The sequence below is a fragment of the Flaviramulus sp. genome (genome assembly GCF_982512915.1).
In genome coordinates this window covers 116,111-133,596 of the sequence record NZ_CEWOCJ010000001.1, presented here as the reverse complement: position 1 = coordinate 133,596, position 17,486 = coordinate 116,111, and the positions used below count along the sequence as shown (strand labels likewise).

General features: G+C 28.6%; 20 protein-coding genes and 1 tRNA gene. 17 read left to right on the top strand and 4 right to left on the bottom strand.

Going from position 1 to position 17,486, the window contains the following annotated elements:
- Positions 1-24: 24 nt before the first annotated feature.
- The 8 genes from trxA (at position 25) to AC1XJX_RS00590 (ending at position 6,512) form a co-directional block, all read left to right on the top strand.
- Positions 25-342 (top strand): thioredoxin, encoded by a 318-nt coding sequence (trxA, locus tag AC1XJX_RS00625; protein ID WP_482002017.1) that lies wholly within the window; start codon positions 25-27, stop codon positions 340-342.
- 81 nt (positions 343-423) lie between these two features.
- Positions 424-969: a ClpP family protease gene (locus AC1XJX_RS00620; RefSeq protein ID WP_482002016.1), complete on the top strand. Its 546-nt coding sequence runs from the start codon at positions 424-426 to the stop codon at positions 967-969.
- A 9-nt stretch (positions 970-978) separates the two neighbouring features.
- The gene (locus AC1XJX_RS00615; protein ID WP_482002015.1) at positions 979-1,911 is read left to right on the top strand and encodes a DUF58 domain-containing protein; all 933 of its coding nucleotides are present in this window, start codon (positions 979-981) and stop codon (positions 1,909-1,911) included.
- Between the two features lie 81 nt (positions 1,912-1,992).
- Positions 1,993-2,066 (top strand) — tRNA-Asp (locus AC1XJX_RS00610).
- 325 nt (positions 2,067-2,391) lie between these two features.
- The gene (locus tag AC1XJX_RS00605) at positions 2,392-3,399 is read left to right on the top strand and encodes a LacI family DNA-binding transcriptional regulator (RefSeq protein ID WP_482002014.1); all 1,008 of its coding nucleotides are present in this window, start codon (positions 2,392-2,394) and stop codon (positions 3,397-3,399) included.
- Between the two features lie 338 nt (positions 3,400-3,737).
- The gene (locus AC1XJX_RS00600) at positions 3,738-3,884 is read left to right on the top strand and encodes a hypothetical protein (protein ID WP_482002013.1); all 147 of its coding nucleotides are present in this window, start codon (positions 3,738-3,740) and stop codon (positions 3,882-3,884) included.
- A gap of 121 nt (positions 3,885-4,005) precedes the next feature.
- Positions 4,006-5,832: a tetratricopeptide repeat-containing sensor histidine kinase gene (locus AC1XJX_RS00595; RefSeq protein ID WP_482002012.1), complete on the top strand. Its 1,827-nt coding sequence runs from the start codon at positions 4,006-4,008 to the stop codon at positions 5,830-5,832.
- A gap of 8 nt (positions 5,833-5,840) precedes the next feature.
- Positions 5,841-6,512 (top strand): response regulator, encoded by a 672-nt coding sequence (locus AC1XJX_RS00590; RefSeq protein WP_482002011.1) that lies wholly within the window; start codon positions 5,841-5,843, stop codon positions 6,510-6,512.
- A 263-nt stretch (positions 6,513-6,775) separates the two neighbouring features.
- On the opposite strand, the gene AC1XJX_RS00585 is transcribed toward AC1XJX_RS00590, so the two are convergent.
- On the bottom strand, positions 6,776-7,279 hold the full coding sequence (locus AC1XJX_RS00585; protein ID WP_482002010.1) for a DUF456 domain-containing protein: 504 nt from the start codon (positions 7,277-7,279) through the stop codon (positions 6,776-6,778).
- Positions 7,280-7,424: 145 nt separating this feature from the next.
- Between AC1XJX_RS00585 and AC1XJX_RS00580 the strand changes: the two genes are divergently transcribed.
- The 4 genes from AC1XJX_RS00580 to AC1XJX_RS00565 are packed head-to-tail and all read left to right on the top strand — an operon-like array spanning position 7,425 to position 11,066.
- Entirely contained in the window at positions 7,425-7,787 is a 363-nt protein-coding gene (locus AC1XJX_RS00580; protein ID WP_482002009.1) for a BlaI/MecI/CopY family transcriptional regulator, read from the top strand.
- 1 nt (position 7,788) lies between these two features.
- Complete coding sequence (locus AC1XJX_RS00575) at positions 7,789-9,414, top strand: M56 family metallopeptidase (RefSeq protein ID WP_482002008.1); 1,626 nt, start codon at positions 7,789-7,791, stop codon at positions 9,412-9,414.
- Positions 9,407-10,549 (top strand): tetratricopeptide repeat protein, encoded by a 1,143-nt coding sequence (locus AC1XJX_RS00570; RefSeq protein ID WP_482002007.1) that lies wholly within the window; start codon positions 9,407-9,409, stop codon positions 10,547-10,549. The genes AC1XJX_RS00575 and AC1XJX_RS00570 overlap by 8 nt, the downstream gene beginning before the upstream one ends.
- Before the next feature lie 40 nt (positions 10,550-10,589).
- On the top strand, positions 10,590-11,066 hold the full coding sequence (locus tag AC1XJX_RS00565) for a hypothetical protein (protein ID WP_482002006.1): 477 nt from the start codon (positions 10,590-10,592) through the stop codon (positions 11,064-11,066).
- 6 nt (positions 11,067-11,072) lie between these two features.
- Here AC1XJX_RS00565 and AC1XJX_RS00560 read toward each other — a convergent pair whose 3' ends face one another.
- The 3 genes from AC1XJX_RS00560 to AC1XJX_RS00550 are packed head-to-tail and all read right to left on the bottom strand — an operon-like array spanning position 11,073 to position 13,913.
- Entirely contained in the window at positions 11,073-11,807 is a 735-nt protein-coding gene (locus AC1XJX_RS00560; RefSeq protein ID WP_482002005.1) for a Bax inhibitor-1/YccA family protein, read from the bottom strand.
- Between the two features lie 19 nt (positions 11,808-11,826).
- On the bottom strand, positions 11,827-12,951 hold the full coding sequence (locus AC1XJX_RS00555) for a glycosyltransferase family 2 protein (protein ID WP_482002004.1): 1,125 nt from the start codon (positions 12,949-12,951) through the stop codon (positions 11,827-11,829).
- Positions 12,948-13,913 carry a hypothetical protein gene (locus AC1XJX_RS00550; protein WP_482002003.1) on the bottom strand — a complete coding sequence of 322 codons (966 nt, stop codon included), beginning with the start codon at positions 13,911-13,913 and terminating at the stop codon, positions 12,948-12,950. The genes AC1XJX_RS00555 and AC1XJX_RS00550 overlap by 4 nt, the downstream gene beginning before the upstream one ends.
- Before the next feature lie 73 nt (positions 13,914-13,986).
- Here AC1XJX_RS00550 and ruvC point away from each other — a divergent pair, with 73 nt between their 5' ends.
- The 5 genes from ruvC to AC1XJX_RS00525 are packed head-to-tail and all read left to right on the top strand — an operon-like array spanning position 13,987 to position 17,390.
- Positions 13,987-14,541, top strand: a complete 555-nt coding sequence (gene ruvC / locus AC1XJX_RS00545; RefSeq protein ID WP_482002002.1) for a crossover junction endodeoxyribonuclease RuvC — start codon at positions 13,987-13,989, stop codon at positions 14,539-14,541.
- Complete coding sequence (hemW, locus tag AC1XJX_RS00540) at positions 14,541-15,674, top strand: radical SAM family heme chaperone HemW (protein ID WP_482002001.1); 1,134 nt, start codon at positions 14,541-14,543, stop codon at positions 15,672-15,674. Before ruvC ends, hemW begins: the two co-directional genes overlap by 1 nt.
- Positions 15,671-16,420, top strand: coding sequence for a cyclase family protein (locus tag AC1XJX_RS00535; protein WP_482002000.1), 750 nt, complete (start codon positions 15,671-15,673; stop codon positions 16,418-16,420). The genes hemW and AC1XJX_RS00535 overlap by 4 nt, the downstream gene beginning before the upstream one ends.
- Positions 16,420-17,028, top strand: coding sequence for a DUF4230 domain-containing protein (locus AC1XJX_RS00530; RefSeq protein ID WP_482001999.1), 609 nt, complete (start codon positions 16,420-16,422; stop codon positions 17,026-17,028). The genes AC1XJX_RS00535 and AC1XJX_RS00530 overlap by 1 nt, the downstream gene beginning before the upstream one ends.
- Positions 17,028-17,390: an MmcQ/YjbR family DNA-binding protein gene (locus AC1XJX_RS00525; protein ID WP_482001998.1), complete on the top strand. Its 363-nt coding sequence runs from the start codon at positions 17,028-17,030 to the stop codon at positions 17,388-17,390. The genes AC1XJX_RS00530 and AC1XJX_RS00525 overlap by 1 nt, the downstream gene beginning before the upstream one ends.
- The last annotated feature ends 96 nt before the right edge of the window (positions 17,391-17,486 follow it).

Sequence of the window (17,486 nt, the reverse complement as noted above, 5' to 3'; positions counted from 1 at the left end):
AGAACATATAAAAATATAAATATTATGGCATTAGAAATTACAGATGCAATGTTTGAAGAAACCGTTTTAAAAAGTGATAAACCGGTTCTTGTAGATTTTTGGGCTGCTTGGTGTGGACCATGTAGAATGGTAGGACCAATTATTGAAGAAATAAGTGGTGAGTATGAAGGAAAGGCTGTTGTAGGTAAGGTAGATGTTGATGCCAACCAAGAATTTGCTGCTAAATATGGTGTAAGAAACATACCTACTGTTTTAGTTTTTCAAAACGGAGAAGTTGTTGGTAGACAAGTAGGTGTAGCACCAAAAAAAGCTTATACAGATGCTATAGATTCGCTTTTGTAAATAAATATGATAAAGAAACTTAAAAAGGTTTTCCATTATGGAAAACCTTTTTTTATTTTAGAGGAAAATTAAAAACAAATTATGAGTAAAACAATAAAAGTACAAGATGCAATTGATAGCAAATTAATAGAAGAGCGTAAAGTGTTTTTGTGGGGACAGGTAGATGATAAATCTGCAAAACACGTAATTGATAGGTTGTTGTATTTAGATGCCCTAGAAACAAAAGATATTCATTTATACATCAACAGTCCAGGAGGTTATGTAACTTCTGGATTTGCAATGTACGATTGTATTAAATCTTTAAAAAGTGATGTTTCTACTATTTGCTCGGGTTTGGCAGCAAGTATGGGTTCAATTTTATTATCTGCTGGAACTAAAGGAAAAAGATTTATTCAGCCTCACGCGCGAGTAATGATTCATCAACCAAGTGGAGGTGCTAGAGGTCAAGCGAGTGATATTGAAATTACTGCGCAAGAAATTATTAAAACAAAAGAATTGAGTGCTAAAATTTTAGCTAATAATTGCGGACAATCCTATGAAAAAGTAATCAAAGATTTTAATCGTGACCATTGGATGGGAGCAGAGGAGTCAGTTGCTTATGGCATTGTTGATGGTATTTTAAAATAGACCTAGATTATGTTAAACCTACAAAACGAACTTAATAAAGCGGAAGGCTTTAAAAACTTAGAACTACTTGCAAAACAAGTGGTTGAAGGTTTTATTGCTGGGATGCATAAAAGTCCGTTTCATGGGTTTTCGGCAGAATTTGCTGAACACAAAATTTATAATCAAGGAGAGAGTACACGCCACATAGATTGGAAATTATTTGCAAAAACTGATAAGTTGTATACAAAACGATATGATGATGAAACCAACTTAAGGTGTCATATCATTTTGGATAATAGTAGCTCTATGCATTTCCCGAAAATGAATTCATTCTCAATGTATAGTTTGAATAAAATAGGGTTTTCAGTATTGGCAGCTGCTTCATTAATGCAAATTTTAAAAAGGCAACGTGATGCTGTAGGATTAAGTATTTATAGTGATAATTATGACTACTATGCACCCGAAAAAGGGAGTGAACGCCATCATCAAATGTTGCTTAATCATTTAAGTGAGGCAGTTATATCTAATTCTAAAAATAGGCAAACTGAAACTTATAAATACCTTCACGAAATTGCTGAAAAAATTCATAGAAGGTCATTGATTTTTTTATTTACTGATATGTTTCAAACCTCTGAGGATGAAGCGAAGCTTTTTGAAGCCTTACGTCATTTAAAATATAATAAACATGAAGTTGTATTATTTCATGTGTTTGATAAAGCAAAAGAATTAAATTTTGAATTTGATAATAAGCCCAAACGGTTTGTGGATGTTGAAAATGGAGCTTATATAAATTTATATGCAGATTCTGTAAAGGAAAATTATATTAAGGCTATTGATGATTATTTTAAAGCATTGCGTTTAAAATGTGCGCAATACAAAATCAAATATGTTGAAGCAGATGTAAATAAAGACTTCAATCATATACTTACAACATACATGTTAGAGCGTCAAAAGTTTGTTTAGTTAAAAATTTATTTAAAAAAAATATAAAAACATTTGAGATATAAAAAAAGGCGTGTATATTTGCAACCGCAATAAAGCAACGGTCTGGTAGTTCAGTTGGTTAGAATGTCGCCCTGTCACGGCGAAGGTCGCGGGTTCGAGTCCCGTCCAGACCGCAAAATTGCTAAAAAGCTCTAAAGTATTAGAGCTTTTTTTAGTTATTTAAAGATGTTGTGTTGTTCCCGAAGTAAATTCGGGGAAGTAGTTTGCCAAAGCAATTTGGTATTCCAATGGAAAGCTTTCCTTTTTTCTGAATAGAAGATTGGGATGCTTTTTTGCTTTTATAAAGGTTTACTTAAGAAACCATACCATAGTTAATTCTGCTTGATATTAAAGCTACTTTTTTTAATTAGAAAAAACTCAAGATTCCATATATTACTATAACTAGCTTCAACTAATTTTGTAAATTGCATTTAATTAAATAATTATTTTTTTGTTTGTATGGTTACTTTAAAACAACTTGCCAAAGAGTTAAATGTTTCAATTTCAACAGTTTCTAAAGCTTTAAATAATAGTGAAGAAATTGGAGAAGAAACCGTAAAACGGGTTAAAGAGTTAGCTGAATTATACAATTATAAGCCAAATAAAGTAGCCTTAAGTTTAAAAAACAACAAAACAAAAACTATTGGGGTTATTATCCCTAACATTCTTAATAGGTTTTTAGCCAAAGTCCTTTTTGGAATTGAAAGAGAAGCTAATAAACATGGGTATAATATTATTACTTGTATTTCAAACGAATCTTTAGTTAAAGAAAAAGAAAGTTTACAATTATTAGCTAATGGGAGTGTTGATGGTTTTATTCTATCAGTAGCTGAGGAAACACAAATTAAAAATGAAATTGAACATTTTAAAAAAACAATAAATGGTGGATTACCTATTGTAATGTTTGATAGAGTAGCGCATGATGTTATGTGTGATAAGGTTATTGTTGATGATTTTGATGCCACTTATAACGCTACCAAAAACCTTGTAAAAGAGAAACGAAAACATGTAGCTTTTATTAGTAATATAAATGATTTGAGTGTTGGTAAATTAAGAGAAAGAGGTTACAATAAGGCAATTTTGGAATGCGGAACCATTTCTCCATTAGTCCTTAAAATTAAAAAGAAAGATGACCACCAAAAGAAAATAAAAGCTTTTTTTAAAAAGAATTCTGGAATTGATGGTGTGATTGCAGCCGATAGCTCTTCGGGAATTATCGCCTTAAATACAGCAATTAATTTTGGGCTTAAAGTTCCAAAAGACATATCTGTAATTGGTTTTGCTAGTAAATCAGATTCTTTTCATTCACTACCTAAGTTAACAACTATTAGACAACATGCCAAAGAAATCGGCGAAAATGCGGCACAACTTTTGATTTTAAGAATGCAAAATACAGGTAAACCTGATGATGTTAAAACCAAAATAGTGAAGACAAGTTTGGTGAAAAACGGATCGACACTAAAATAATACTATAAAAAACTAGCCTTTTGTCGTTTTATCGATTTTATTATACATTTTATCTATAAAAAGTTGCAAATGAATTCTGTTTAACCTAATTTAGCATCATCTTATCGAGCGCCCATTATTTCCCTAAGTTCGAAAAAGATAAAATTAATCCATTTTGACTTTATAAGTCATATTCCCTCAAAGTAACATATTAAAGAATCGTTATGCATTTTGTGCTTTCGATTTTGAGTTAATTATCCATTTTTTCCCTCAACCAAGAACTTGTTTTTCAAGGTCTTAGTTAACTATTTAATTTAAAAAAATAAAGAAAAACTGTTTAACCTTAAAATCGATTTAATATGAAAACCTTAAAAATTACTTTAATCTTAGCCTTACTTTTTGCATCTTTTACTTCTTGTACAAAACAAGATTTAAATGAAGATGATTTATTAGAATCACCTGAAACACAAGAAATTCAATTTACTGGTGGTACGGTTAAAGAATAATAAAAAATAAATTTTTAGTTGAAAGCCTCTTTACAAATCATCTTTTGTAAAGAGGCTTTTTAATTTACATAAATGAAAAATTATAAATACATTTGAAAAATGAGCTAACTAATTTATCAAATTGAGGAATACTTTAATTTACATTCTTGTACAATGTTGTTTTTTTAATTTTGGACACTCTCAGATAGATGTATCAAAAGTAGATTCTATTCATAAAAATATTTATAATTTTAAAATTACTGACTCAACTAATTTAGCTTTTTCCTACTATAGTTTAGGTGAGGAATACAGGCATAATTTTTTGACGGATAGCGCTTATTATTACTATAATAGAGCCGAAAAAATCTCTAGAAAATTAAATAGTAAGCTCCTTTTGGCTAAAACACTTTACGGTATTAGCGTTATTCAATCTGAGGAAAAAGATTATACAGGAGCAGAGGTTACTTCTTTTGAGGCTATTTCACTCCTTGAAAAAATTGAGAATGAAGATGAGGTGGATAGATATAAGTCTTATGTTTATAATAATTTAGCAATTAGTTTTGGCGAGTTACAAAGATTTGAAGAATCTATTAAATATCATGAAAAGTCATTAGAATTAAGAAAGAAATTAAAAAATCAAAACATTATTGATAATTCCTTGAACAATATAGGTTTCCTATATAAAAATTTTAAAAAATATGATCTAGCTTTGACTTATTTTAATCAGATTTTAGAAAATAAAAATTTGATTAATGAGCGCCCCAGTTTATATGCATTGGTATTAGACAATTATGCTCACACATTATTTCAATTAGATAATTATAAAGAACTCCCACAATTATATTTACGAGCATTAAAGGTTAGTGATAGTATTGGTTTAAATGGTTATACTTCAATAATTATTAATCAACATTTAGCAGAATATTACGATGTTAAAAATCAAAAAGATTCTGCACTATACTTCGCATATAAGGCTAAAAATATTTCAGAACAATTTTATAATGATGATTTATTAAAATCGCTTAAACTCCTTTCTGAAATAGAAGAAGGAGAAAAGTCTGTTAAATATTTGAACGATTATATAAAATTAAGCGATAGTTTAATAAAAGTTGAAAGAGCCACACGTGATAAGTATGCTAGAATACGTTTTGAAACAGATCAAATAGAAGAGGAAAATATCCAAATTGCTAAAGAAAGGATGTGGTTATTAATTATTTCTGTTGTTGTAATAATTACCTCTTTTTTATTATACGTTGTATTTTACCAAAGAAACAAAAATAAGGAGTTACAATTTATTCAAAAACAACAAGAAACTAACGAAGAAATTTATAACCTCATGTTATCTCAAAATGAAAGTATTGAAGAGGCTAGATCAGCAGAGAAGAAAAGAATTTCAGAAGAGTTACACGATGGAGTTTTAGGAAGATTATTTGGTACACGCCTAAGTTTAGATAGTTTAAATATGAATAATAGCAATGATGCTATTAAAAATAGGAGCCAATATATAGACGAGCTAAAATCTATTGAGGACGATATTAGGAAAGTTTCCCATGATTTAAATACTGATTTCGTTTCAGGTTCGGGTTTTATAGATATTATAAAGACTTTAGTAGAAACCCAATCAATGGCTTATAAATTAACGTATAATTTCCAACACGATGATGGAATAAGTTGGGACGAAGTATCTAATAAAAATAAAATTCATATTTATAGAATAATCCAAGAATCACTTCATAATATATATAAACACGCCAACGCAACTGATGTAAAAATTAGTTTTAAACTAAAAAATAATGTAATTTGCTTAAACATGCTCGATAATGGTGCAGGATTCGATGTAAATAAAGTTAAAACCGGAATAGGACTTAAAAATATGAATTCTAGAATTAAAGAAATTAATGGAGTTTTAAAAATTACATCCCAAAAAAATATTGGGACAACAGTAAATATTGAAATGCCTATTTCCTAAAATAAATTATGATTGAGAAATTAAAAATATTAATGATAGACGATCATCCCATGATTATTGAAGGGTATCAAAATACATTGCTTTTTAGTAAAAAGGATAATCAAGAATTAAAAATTGATATAGCAAATAATTGCGATGAAGCTATAAAGTATATAGATAAAGCTGTACAAGAATTGCCTTATGATGTGTTATTTGTAGATATTAGCTTACCGCCATCCACTGATGGCTCTATTAATTCAGGAGAAGACTTGGCTGAATATGCACGTAAAGTTTTACCCAAGTCTAAAATTATAATTTTGACTATGTTTAATGAATCATTTAGGATTCATAATATTATAAAAACCATTGATCCAGAGGGGTTTTTAATTAAAAGTGATTTAACATCTAAAGAGTTAGCTAGTGCATTTCAAGCGGTATTAAAAAATCCGCCTTTTTATAGCGGTACGGTTAACAGTCACATCAGAAAAACAATTACAACTGATATTATAATTGATGATAAAAACAGAAAAATTCTTCATCTTTTATCTCAAGGTATAAAAACTAAAAACCTTGCAGCGCATTTAGATATTTCACTAAGCGCTGTTGAAAAAAGGAAAAAGCAACTTAGAGATATATTTGATGTTAATGATGGGCAGGATGAAACTTTATTGAATAATGCCAAAGACAAAGGGTTTTTATAAGTAAAGTTTTACAAAATAAAACTGATTCTAAATTAATTAGAAAAATAATAATTTTTTTACCGCTTGTAATCCCTTGATATACTTATAAACTACTTTTTACCCGTAAATGTCTTGTGGGTTTCCCACAGTTTAAAATGAAATCCTATAACTATATTTGATTGATCAACGTGTCAAAATTAATTAATCCCTCAATTATTTTTGTTGATAATAGCAATTTACAAAAGCCCTGTGGCGGTGAGAGACCCACAGGGCTTAACTTTTATTTAAAATTGGAATATTGTGTTTTTGTAATTCCAAATGATACTAATAAAAAGTCCTAAATAAATAATAGCCGCTACAAATTTTATAAAGGTTGAAGTTAAAAAACCAATAAAAGAACCAAATGCAGCTTTAGTAGCTGTTTTAGAATCACTTTTATTAATTAATTCGCCAATTAAAGCTCCAGCAAAGGGGCCCAGTATAATGCCTCCTGGAATTGGTGCTATTAATCCAATAATTAAACCAATAGATGTTCCTATCAGACCATACCTACTACCTCCAAATCTCTTTGTACCCATTGCAGGAATTATATAATCTAAAAACCAAAAAAAAACTGCCATAACTAGAGTGATTGTTAAAAAGGATTTATTCATTGGGACTGCTTTAGTAAAATGAATAATTAATAGGCCAACCCAACTAGTAAGTGGTCCAGGTAAAATAGGTAAAAAGCTACCTATGATGCCTAAAAGCATTAAAAAAGTAGCGATGATAAACAAAATAATATCCATAATATATTTAAGATTTACCCTTCTTAGACGCTAAATAAAGTTAAAAGTTACAGTTTAAACTAAATAATTAGTTAAAACTAATTATTTAGTTATATTTGTTTAACTAAAAGTTTAGTTGAAATTAAATAAATAAATGGATAAGATTATGAAACAACTTACAAAAGCTGAAGAGGATATCATGCAAATACTATGGCTATTAAAAAAAGCTAATGTAAAAACCATTATTGAAGAATTTCCAGAGCCTAAACCTGCATATAATACCGTTTCAACCATTGTTAGGATTTTAGAGAGCAAAGGTTTTGTTGATTATGAAAAAGAAGGTAAAGGTCATGTGTATTTCCCAATCTTAGAAAAGCAAGACTATAGTAATCAATCTTTAAATAAATTAGTTGATAATTATTTTCAAGGGTCGTTTAAAAGTATGGTTTCATTTTTCGTAAAAAAAAACGATATGAGTGTTACTGAGTTAGAATCAGTTTTGAAAGAAATTAATAATAAAAACATTTAGTATGTTAAAGTTTATCATTCTAACCATAGCCTTTCAAACATTTTTCTTGTTAGTGTTTGATGTGTTTTTAAAAAAAGAAACCTTTTTTAATTGGAATCGTTTATATCTTATTTCTACAGCTATCCTGTCTGTTATTTTACCATTTGTTAAAGTTGAAAGCTTTAAAAATGTGTTGCCAAAACAATACATTATTAAGTTGCCAGAAGTTTTTATAGGAGAAGAGGTTAAAGAAACTACAACAAAAGTAGTAACAGAAACTATAGCGCCAAATGTTCAATATGTTTTTAATTGGGAAGTTTTTTTGTATGTTGGTATGTTTCTAGCAGCCATCTTATACTTTTTTAAAATTATTAAAATATGCTGGCTATTATACAAAAACCCAAAGAGTAAAATAGACCGTTTTAATATTATTAAACTATTAAACTGTACAGCAGCTTTTTCATTTTTTAATTATATTTTTTTAGGAGAATGTTTAACTGAGGAAGAAAAGGCATCTATTTTGAAACATGAAATTGTACATGTAAAGCAAAAGCATACATTAGATTTATTATTTTTTGAAGTGTTACGTATTATTTTCTGGTACAACCCTTTGGTGTATATGTATCAAAACAGAATCATGGTGATTCATGAGTTTATTGCCGATGCCGAAGCCATTAAACACGAAAATAAATCAAGTTACTATCAAAACTTATTATCACAAGTTTTTCAAATCAAAAATATATCATTCATTAATCCATTTTTCAAACAATCATTAATCAAAAAACGAATCGTTATGTTACAAAAATCAAAATCAAAACAAATTAACCTTTTTAAGTATGCTCTTATAATTCCTTTGGTTTTAGGGATGTTAATATATAACTCTTCTTATGCTCAAGAAAAGAATTTAGAAGTTATAGAAGAAGTTGTAGAAATTGTAAAACTAGAAGATACTCCTTTAGTCAATAAATTAAGCCGTCTTACAAGACAAATCCAAGTACAAGGAAATATCAGTGAGGAAGAAAATAACGGTTTGGAATTATTACTGAAAATAGCAAAACAAGATGTTTTAGATTCAAACTTAATAGGGCAGGTACAAACCTTTATGAATAGAGACCCAAAAACGACTTTAATATCAAAAATATCGGATGTTTTTCAGCAAATCCAAATTCAGGGAAACATCTCTAACGAAGAAGAAAAAGCCTTAAAAAAACTATTAGTTTTAACAAGTAACAATGGATTAAACGACCCTTTTTTTGCTGATATAATAGATGAGGTTGAAATACCTTACGGTGTTATAGACCAACCACCAGTATTTCCTGGTTGTGAAGATTTGAAGGATGAAGCACAAAAAAAGTGTACCTCAAATAATATAGCTAACCATGTAAATAAAAATTTCAATACAAAATTGGCAAACGATTTGAAATTAACAGGTAAACAACGTATTAATGTTATTTTTAAAATTAATATAGATGGTAATATTATAGGAGTTCGCTCAAGAGCGCCTCATCCAGAATTGGAGAAAGAAGCCATTAGAGTTGTTAACTTACTGCCTAAAATGATACCAGGCGAGCAAAGAGGAAAAAAAGTGAATGTACCTTATTCCTTACCAATAATTTTTCAAGTAGCAGATAATAAAAAGAATGATTAGATTAATGTTATTGTGTTTTTTAATAGTATTAAAAACCGAAGCTCAAAATTCGGTTTTAAAACTTGCAGACAGTTTGTATTTAAATGGTAATTATTCTAAGGCTATTGAGCATTACAAATTACACGAAAGCCAACCAGATGTTTTTGATAAAATAGCAAAAGCATACATGGCCATTGGTAATTATGAGGAAGCATTAAAAAATTACGAATTCAGTATAACATCAAATCCAAAAGATGCTTTATCAAAATACGAATATGCTAAATTACTATCAAGAACAAAAAATTATTATGAGGCTTCCAAGGTTTTTAATGAGTTGGTTTATTTAGATTACAAAAATCCAAATTATCATTATGAATTGGGTTTGGTTTTAGAACAGTTAAAAGATTCAACAGCTATGAATAGGTTTCGTTCAGCTTTCGATTTAGATAAAACTCATCAAAAAGCTATTTATAAAATTGCTAAATATTTTTTACAGAAACGCAAACATGAAGCTGTTGATTCTTATACCGATAAAGGGTTAGAGTCTTATCCAAACAATTTAGAATTAATAAGCTTAAAAGCTCAAAATTATTATTGGAAACAAGATTATAAAGAGGCTGTAAATTGGTTTGAGAGGCTATTAGAATTAGGAGAAACATCTGAATTCATCTATGAAAAATTGAGTCTGTGTTATTATCAATTAAACAATGTGGAAAAAGCTTTAGAAAACAGGTTGTTTGCTTTAAAATATAATCCTAATGATGCTTCTATGAGATATGTTATTGGTACTTATTATCTTGATTTAAATGATTTTAAGAATGCTGAAAAGTATATAAATCAAGCATTATTGCTTTTAGATCAGCCATTGGATGCAGAATATATGAAATTAGCAACTGTTTTAAACAGGCAAGAAAAGTATAAAGAATCTATTTCGGCATTAAATAAAGCTATAAATGAAAATCCATCAAATGAGTTAGCTTATTTACATTTGGCAATAACAAAGGAAAGTTACTACGCTGATTATGATGCTAAAATAAAAGCTTATGAAGATATTAAAAATAAATTCCCAAAAAGTATGATTTTAAAGTTTGTAGATGCTCAAATTTCAAAATTAAAAGAGGAAAAATTTATTAAAGAAGGTGAAAAGAAAGATTGAAAACAGAAAAAATTGTACTTTTCGGTTTCAGTTTTAAATTATGAAGCTATTTAGTGTTTTTATATTAGTAATTATGCTTACTTCTTGTGAGTATTTTAATGTAAAAAAAACATCTTCTCAAGCCATTTTAAAAGAAGAATTACAAACTTTTAATTGGAATGATGTTGATGAATATCCTAGTTTTTCAGTTTGTGATTCAATTTCTTTAAAAGAGGATAGAAAAGGTTGTTTTCAAAGCGTATTAACCTTACACATTTGGGAGTTTTTAAAGCAAAAAGAACTTGTGGTTTCAAAAGATATTAGAGATACCATATTGTTGCAATTTCAAGTTTCAAAAGAAGGTAATTTGTTTTTAATGGATACTAAAATAGACTCCTTAACAACTCAAGAAATACCTAACATTAAATCGTTACTTAATGAAAGTTTAGATTCTTTACCTAAACTATTTCCTGCTATAAAACGAGGTCAGCAGGTAACAACCGAGTTTAATTTGCCAATTATTATTAATGTGAATTAATTGGAGTTAAAATTTAATTGCAAATTTCCGCATAAGTCTCAAAATTTCGGCATAGAGCCAAACCAAAGTAATTAAAAGTCCCCAAGTAGCAAGCCACTCTTTGCGTTTTGGAGATTTATTTTTATGGTGTTCTATGTAATCAAAATCTAACAATAACGATAATGCAGCAAAAATTGCCGCTACAATATTAAAAATAATAGCCGGCCAGGATATACCCCATATAAAAACTGAAATGTCAAAAAAGCTCAACATCCAAGAAATAATATAAATCACAAAAATACTTGTTGCTACGGTAATAATAACACTTCGTAATTTTTTTGTAACAACTATAATTCGAGTTTGATAAAGTAATAATATTACCAAAAATGTTACTATGGTTATTCCAATGGCTTGATAAGGTAAATTAGGAAAATGTGCATGGGCATATACACTCATACTGCCAAGAAAAAAGCCTTTAGTAACAGCGTATAATGGCACTAAAATATGTGCCCAATGCTGGCGAACCGATATAACAATACTTATAATTATAGCTCCTAACATGCCACCTATGCCATACCATTTAATGTTTATACCGTCGCTATAAAGTTTCCAAACACCAATTGAAATACTAATAATAATTGCGATGGAAAACATTGATTTAATAAGTACTCCAGTAACCGACATAGTTTTTTCATGGGTGTTTTTACTTTCAAAAAAGTAATTTGTGAAAGCCGGATTGGATGTTTTATTAAAAAAAGTCATTGCTATAAAACTAATTAATTTATTTTTTAAAAATTCTGTCTTTCCATTTATAACTTGAAAAAACAGATAGAAACGCTACGTAAACACAAAAAAAGGGATAGAAAAAAAAAGAGGGGATAAAACTTCGTAACACATCTTTTTGATTAAAAAATGTAGCCGATTTATAAATTAAATAAAAATCAATATTAAACTTAATAACAACTACATAAAACCAACTTTTAAAGTTAAATATCTGGAGTAACGAAAGTAATAATCCAATAATTATTAAGGCGTTTATGAGTAGAACAATAAGTCCGGTTAATTTTCCAAACCAATTATTGTAAGAGCTCGTTTTTGCAGCCCAACGAACTCTTTGTGAAATTAAACTACTCCAAGTTGTTTGCGATTTTGAAGAAACAACAGCTTGTTTGCTTTTTAAATAATGCAGCTGTTTAGTGTCTTTTTTTAATAGTTTTTCTAGAAAAAAAATATCATCGCCACTTGCAATATTGGTATTGCCCTCAAAACCATTTAATGCTTTAAATACATCTTTTGTGTAAGCAAAATTAGCACCGTTACATAAAAATGGTTTCTTTATTCCAAAACCACCTATGGTAGCGCCTTGTAAACTTAAAATATCGAGTGTTTGAAATCTATTTAAAAAATTGTTTTCATCTATGTAAGAAATAGGTGCAACAATACATTTAGTTTCTGTTTTTTGGATAAATGCATCAAAACTATCAAGCCAATATTTTGGTAATACACAATCAGCGTCTGTTGTTATAATCCAATCATTTTTAGCTTGATTTATGGCTGTTGAGATAGCATCTTTTTTTGGTGAATTTGTTTGCCTGTTGTTAGAAAGAATATGGAGTTGGATTTGATATTGTTGTTTAAATTTATTTATAATTTCAACTGAATAATCGTTAGAATCATCATCAACAAAGATTATTTCAAATAGTTGAATAGGATAGTCTAAGTTTTTAATTGATTTTAATAAGTCTGGTAAATTTTCTGATTCATTTCTAAAAGGTATAACAATTGAAAATTTAGTTTTTGGAAGTGCTTCTTTCAATTGAAAATAAGGTACTCTGTCAAAGCCAAAAATAAAACTTCCAATTAAAAGTAAATATAAAACAGTAACTATTAAGCTAATTAAAATCATAATAACACTTCTTGTTTTGGGAGTTTAAAGTTAAGTACAAAATAACTTCCAAAGATACTTGGTATTACAAAATTAAGCAACCACATAATGGTAATGATACTTAAAATAACAAGTTCATTTATGTTTAAAAAAGCAAATAAATATACGGCAATACTACCTTTAATAACTACATCAAAAATAAAAATAGAAGGAATTATTGATGCTAATATATACATGGAAGTTATGGCTTTCATGGCATTCAAATAATTGATATTAGCACCAAAAACCTGAAGTAAATAATAAAACTGAAATGAGAAAATAAGATAACGAATAGCCGAAAATATAAAACCTAAAAGAATTTTTTTTCTAGGATATGCTTTAACATAAAGTTTTATCTTGTTTAATGAAAAACCTTTGATTTTAAAGTTACTTTTAGTTACTCCAAAAACTATTAAGATTGTTATTGTAATTAATGTTATTGTTAATAAGGATAGTTTTGAATAATTAATATCTATATTATTTTCAAGCACAAAAAAAGTAATTCCTACAATGCCTAAAATAACAGTTACTGTCATTTGTAAAATATTACTCAATAGATTTATCAGGACAATTTGTTTTTGGTAATTTGAAGTGTAATAAATAGCCTTAGCGCCATATTCCCCAATTCTATTTGGAGTAAATAAAGAAGCAGTTAGTGAGCCTAAACTTTGTTCTAGTGCATTTTTAAAACTTATTTTTCTTATAAAATCCACAAGGGTTTTCCATTTTAAAACTTCAAAAAACCAATTAAAAATGCTTAAAAAAACTAAAAAAACAACAGTTTTTGATAAAAAAACACCTTTTTTCATCAAAAACCCAATAAAAATAGAAAATTCTAAATCATTGTTATTTACTAATTTTTGATAAATAAAATAAAATGCACTAACAACAATGCTGAATTTAATGAGCACTAAAAAGAATTGTTTAGTTTTGTGAATAAGCATACATCATAAATATAAATGCAAAATAAATCATTAATACATTATATCGTCATGATAGTATCGTTTTTAATAATTAATGACTAAAGAAAGAATTATATTAGGAATAGATCCAGGAACAACTATTATGGGTTTCGGACTCATAAAAGTAGTTGGTAAAACCATGACTTTTCTTCAACTTAATGAGTTGGATTTAAAGAAATACGACGATCATTATTTAAAGTTGAAACTTATTTTTGAACGCACTATAGAACTTATTGATACGCACAACCCAGATGAAATTGCTATCGAGGCACCTTTTTATGGGAAAAACGTACAAAGTATGCTTAAATTAGGTAGAGCTCAAGGGGTTGCGATGGCAGCAGGCTTGAGTAGAGAAATACCAATTACAGAATATCTGCCTAAGAAAATTAAAATGGCGATTACTGGTAATGGAAATGCAAGTAAAGAGCAAGTAGCAAAAATGCTTCAAAGTTTATTGGGACTTAAAACCTTACCAAAAAACTTAGATGCCACCGATGGTTTAGCTGCTGCCGTTTGCCATTTTTATAATTCTGGAAAAATTGAAATTGGTAAAAGTTACTCTGGTTGGGATGCTTTTGTTAAGCAGAATGAAAGTAGAGTTAAGAAATAATGGCAGGTATTTATATTCATATTCCTTTTTGCAAACAAGCTTGTTTTTATTGCGATTTTCATTTTTCAACATCTTTTAAAAAGAAGGATGAATTGATTGAAGCTTTATTAAAAGAAATTGAACTTCGTAAAGATGAATTTAAAAATCAAACGGTTGAAACTATTTACTTTGGAGGAGGAACCCCTTCGCTACTGACGATTGATGAATTACGATTGTTGATTGATACAGTTTATAAAAACTATAGAGTAATAGAATACCCAGAAATAACTTTAGAAGCTAATCCAGATGATTTATCAAATAATCGAATAATAGAGCTCTCTAAAAGTCCTATAAATAGATTAAGTATTGGAATTCAATCATTTTTTGGGCGTGATTTAAAACTCATGAATCGTGCTCACAATGCCAACGAAGCTAAACAATGTTTGGAGTTCGCAACTAAGTATTTTGATAATATTTCTATCGATTTAATTTACGGGATTCCACATTTATCAAATGATGATTGGGTTAAAAACATCGAAATAGCTTTAGCTTATAATATTCCACATATTTCTAGTTATGCCTTAACAGTCGAGCCCAAAACGGCCCTGGATTCTTTTATAAAAAATGGGATTATTAAAAATGTGGATGATGATTTGGCTCAAGAGCAATTTCATATTATAATGGATAAATTAGATGCTGCCGGTTTTGTGCATTACGAATTATCTAACTTTGGTAAGCCCAATTATTTTAGCAAAAACAATTCGGCTTATTGGCAAGGTAAATCGTATTTGGGTATTGGTCCTTCCGCACATTCATTTAATGGAGAAGCGCGTGGATGGAATGTTAGAAACAATTCAAAATACATAAAAGCGCTAGAAAAAAACATATTACCTATTGAAATAGAAACGTTATCAGTAACCGATAAATACAACGAATATATCATGACAGGTTTACGAACCGTTTGGGGAGTTTCTTTAGAAAAGATTGAAAATGATTTTGGAAAAAACTATAAAAAATATATTTTAAATCAATCAGAAAAATACATTAATGAACATTTGTTGTATATTGATGATGACAAATTACTTACTACAAAAAAAGGAAAATTTTTAAGTGATGGTATCGCTTCAGATTTATTTAAAATTAATATAGCTTGATTGCAACAATTCAATACAACTCAAAAAAACTCAAAATTGATTTATCAAATCCTTTAGATATTTCAATACCTTTAAGAGCCTCAAAAAGCAATGTAAATGCTTGGTATGTAAACGAACCTAAAATTGAACCAGAAACAGATGGTGATTGGATTGCGAGTGTTAAAGAAGGTGCTAGCATTAATTTTAATAACATATATTTTAATCCGCATGCACATGGAACGCATACAGAATGTGTTGGACATTTAACCGAAAAAGTACATTCTATAAACGAGAATTTAAAACAGTTTTTCTTTTTAGCTGAGGTTATTACTGTAGCGCCAGAAAGATTTAATGGCGATTATGTGATTTCTGAAAAACAAATAAAATTTGCTTTGGGGAATAAAAAAAGAGACGCGTTGATTTTAAGAACTATTCCCAATACTCAAGAAAAACTTTCATATCAATACTCAAATACAAATTGGTCGTATTTAGAAGAAGATGCTGTAAAATACATAGTTAGTAAAGGCATTAAACACTTGCTTATAGACTTACCAAGTATTGATAAAGAAAAGGATGATGGCGAATTATTAGGGCATAATGCTTTTTGGAATACAAAAGGCAAATTACGATTGGATGCTACAATCACAGAGCTCATTTATGTAGCAAATTCGATAAAAGATGGTGCTTATTTTTTAAATCTTCAAATTGCACCTTTTGAAAATGATGCCACACCAAGTAAGCCTATTTTGTATAAAATTATTAAATAATGGAAGCTTTTTTAGGAATTATCATCGGCGTTTTAACTACTCTAGGTTTTGTTACTTATTTTAAAACTTTAAAGAAAAAAAGTTTAGTAAATGCCCAATCGGTATTGCTTTTAGACAAGATAAAAAGAGTTTGTAAATTTATTACTGTTGAAGGAGATTTTGCAGAAATATATCATTATGAAGATGTGAAAGAACGTTTTTTGAAACTTATTTCGAGTAAAAAGAAGGCACTCATTGTTATTAATGCAAAAGCCCATGTTGGTTATGATTTATCTAAAATTATTTTGAGATCTGAAAATGATAATAAGAAAATTATATTAGAACATTTTCCGCAACCAGAAGTGTTATCCATAGAAACAAATTTAAATTATTACGATAAAAAAGATGGCTATTTTAATAAGTTTGAAGCCGCAGATTTAACAGATTTAAACAACGAAGCGAAGCTTCATATTAAGGATAAAATTCCTGAAAGTGGTCTAATTCAAGTAGCACAACAAGAAGCGTTAGAAACCATTCATTTAATTGAAACTATTGTCGAAACTATTGGTTGGAAGTTGGATTATTCAGCTTTAGTTATTGGTAATTCAGAAACCAAGAAAATTCAATAATGAATATAGAACAACTTCGAGACTACTGTTTAGAGAAGAAAGCAACTTCAGATAGTTTTCCATTTGATGAAAACACCCTTGTTTTTAAAGTTCTTAATAAAATGTTTTTAATGGCACCTTTGGATAAATGGGAAAAAGGTGAGGCAACAATCACTATAAAATGTGATCCGGATTATACTATTGAATTGAGAGGTACTTACGAAAGTATTTATGCAGGACCATATGTTAGCAACAAGCACTGGAATACTATAGCTATCTATAAGGGTGAGCTAGAACCAAAATTCATTTTTGAGTTGATAGATCATTCTTACGATATGGTAGTTAAAGTAATGACGAAAAAAATGCGGGACACTCTAAATTAACTTAGAAATTCATAAAAACAGCTTTATAAGATTAAATCTTAAAGGCTGGTTTTTAAGGTTTTTAAAATAACTTTTAAACTATATTAAAATGTTATT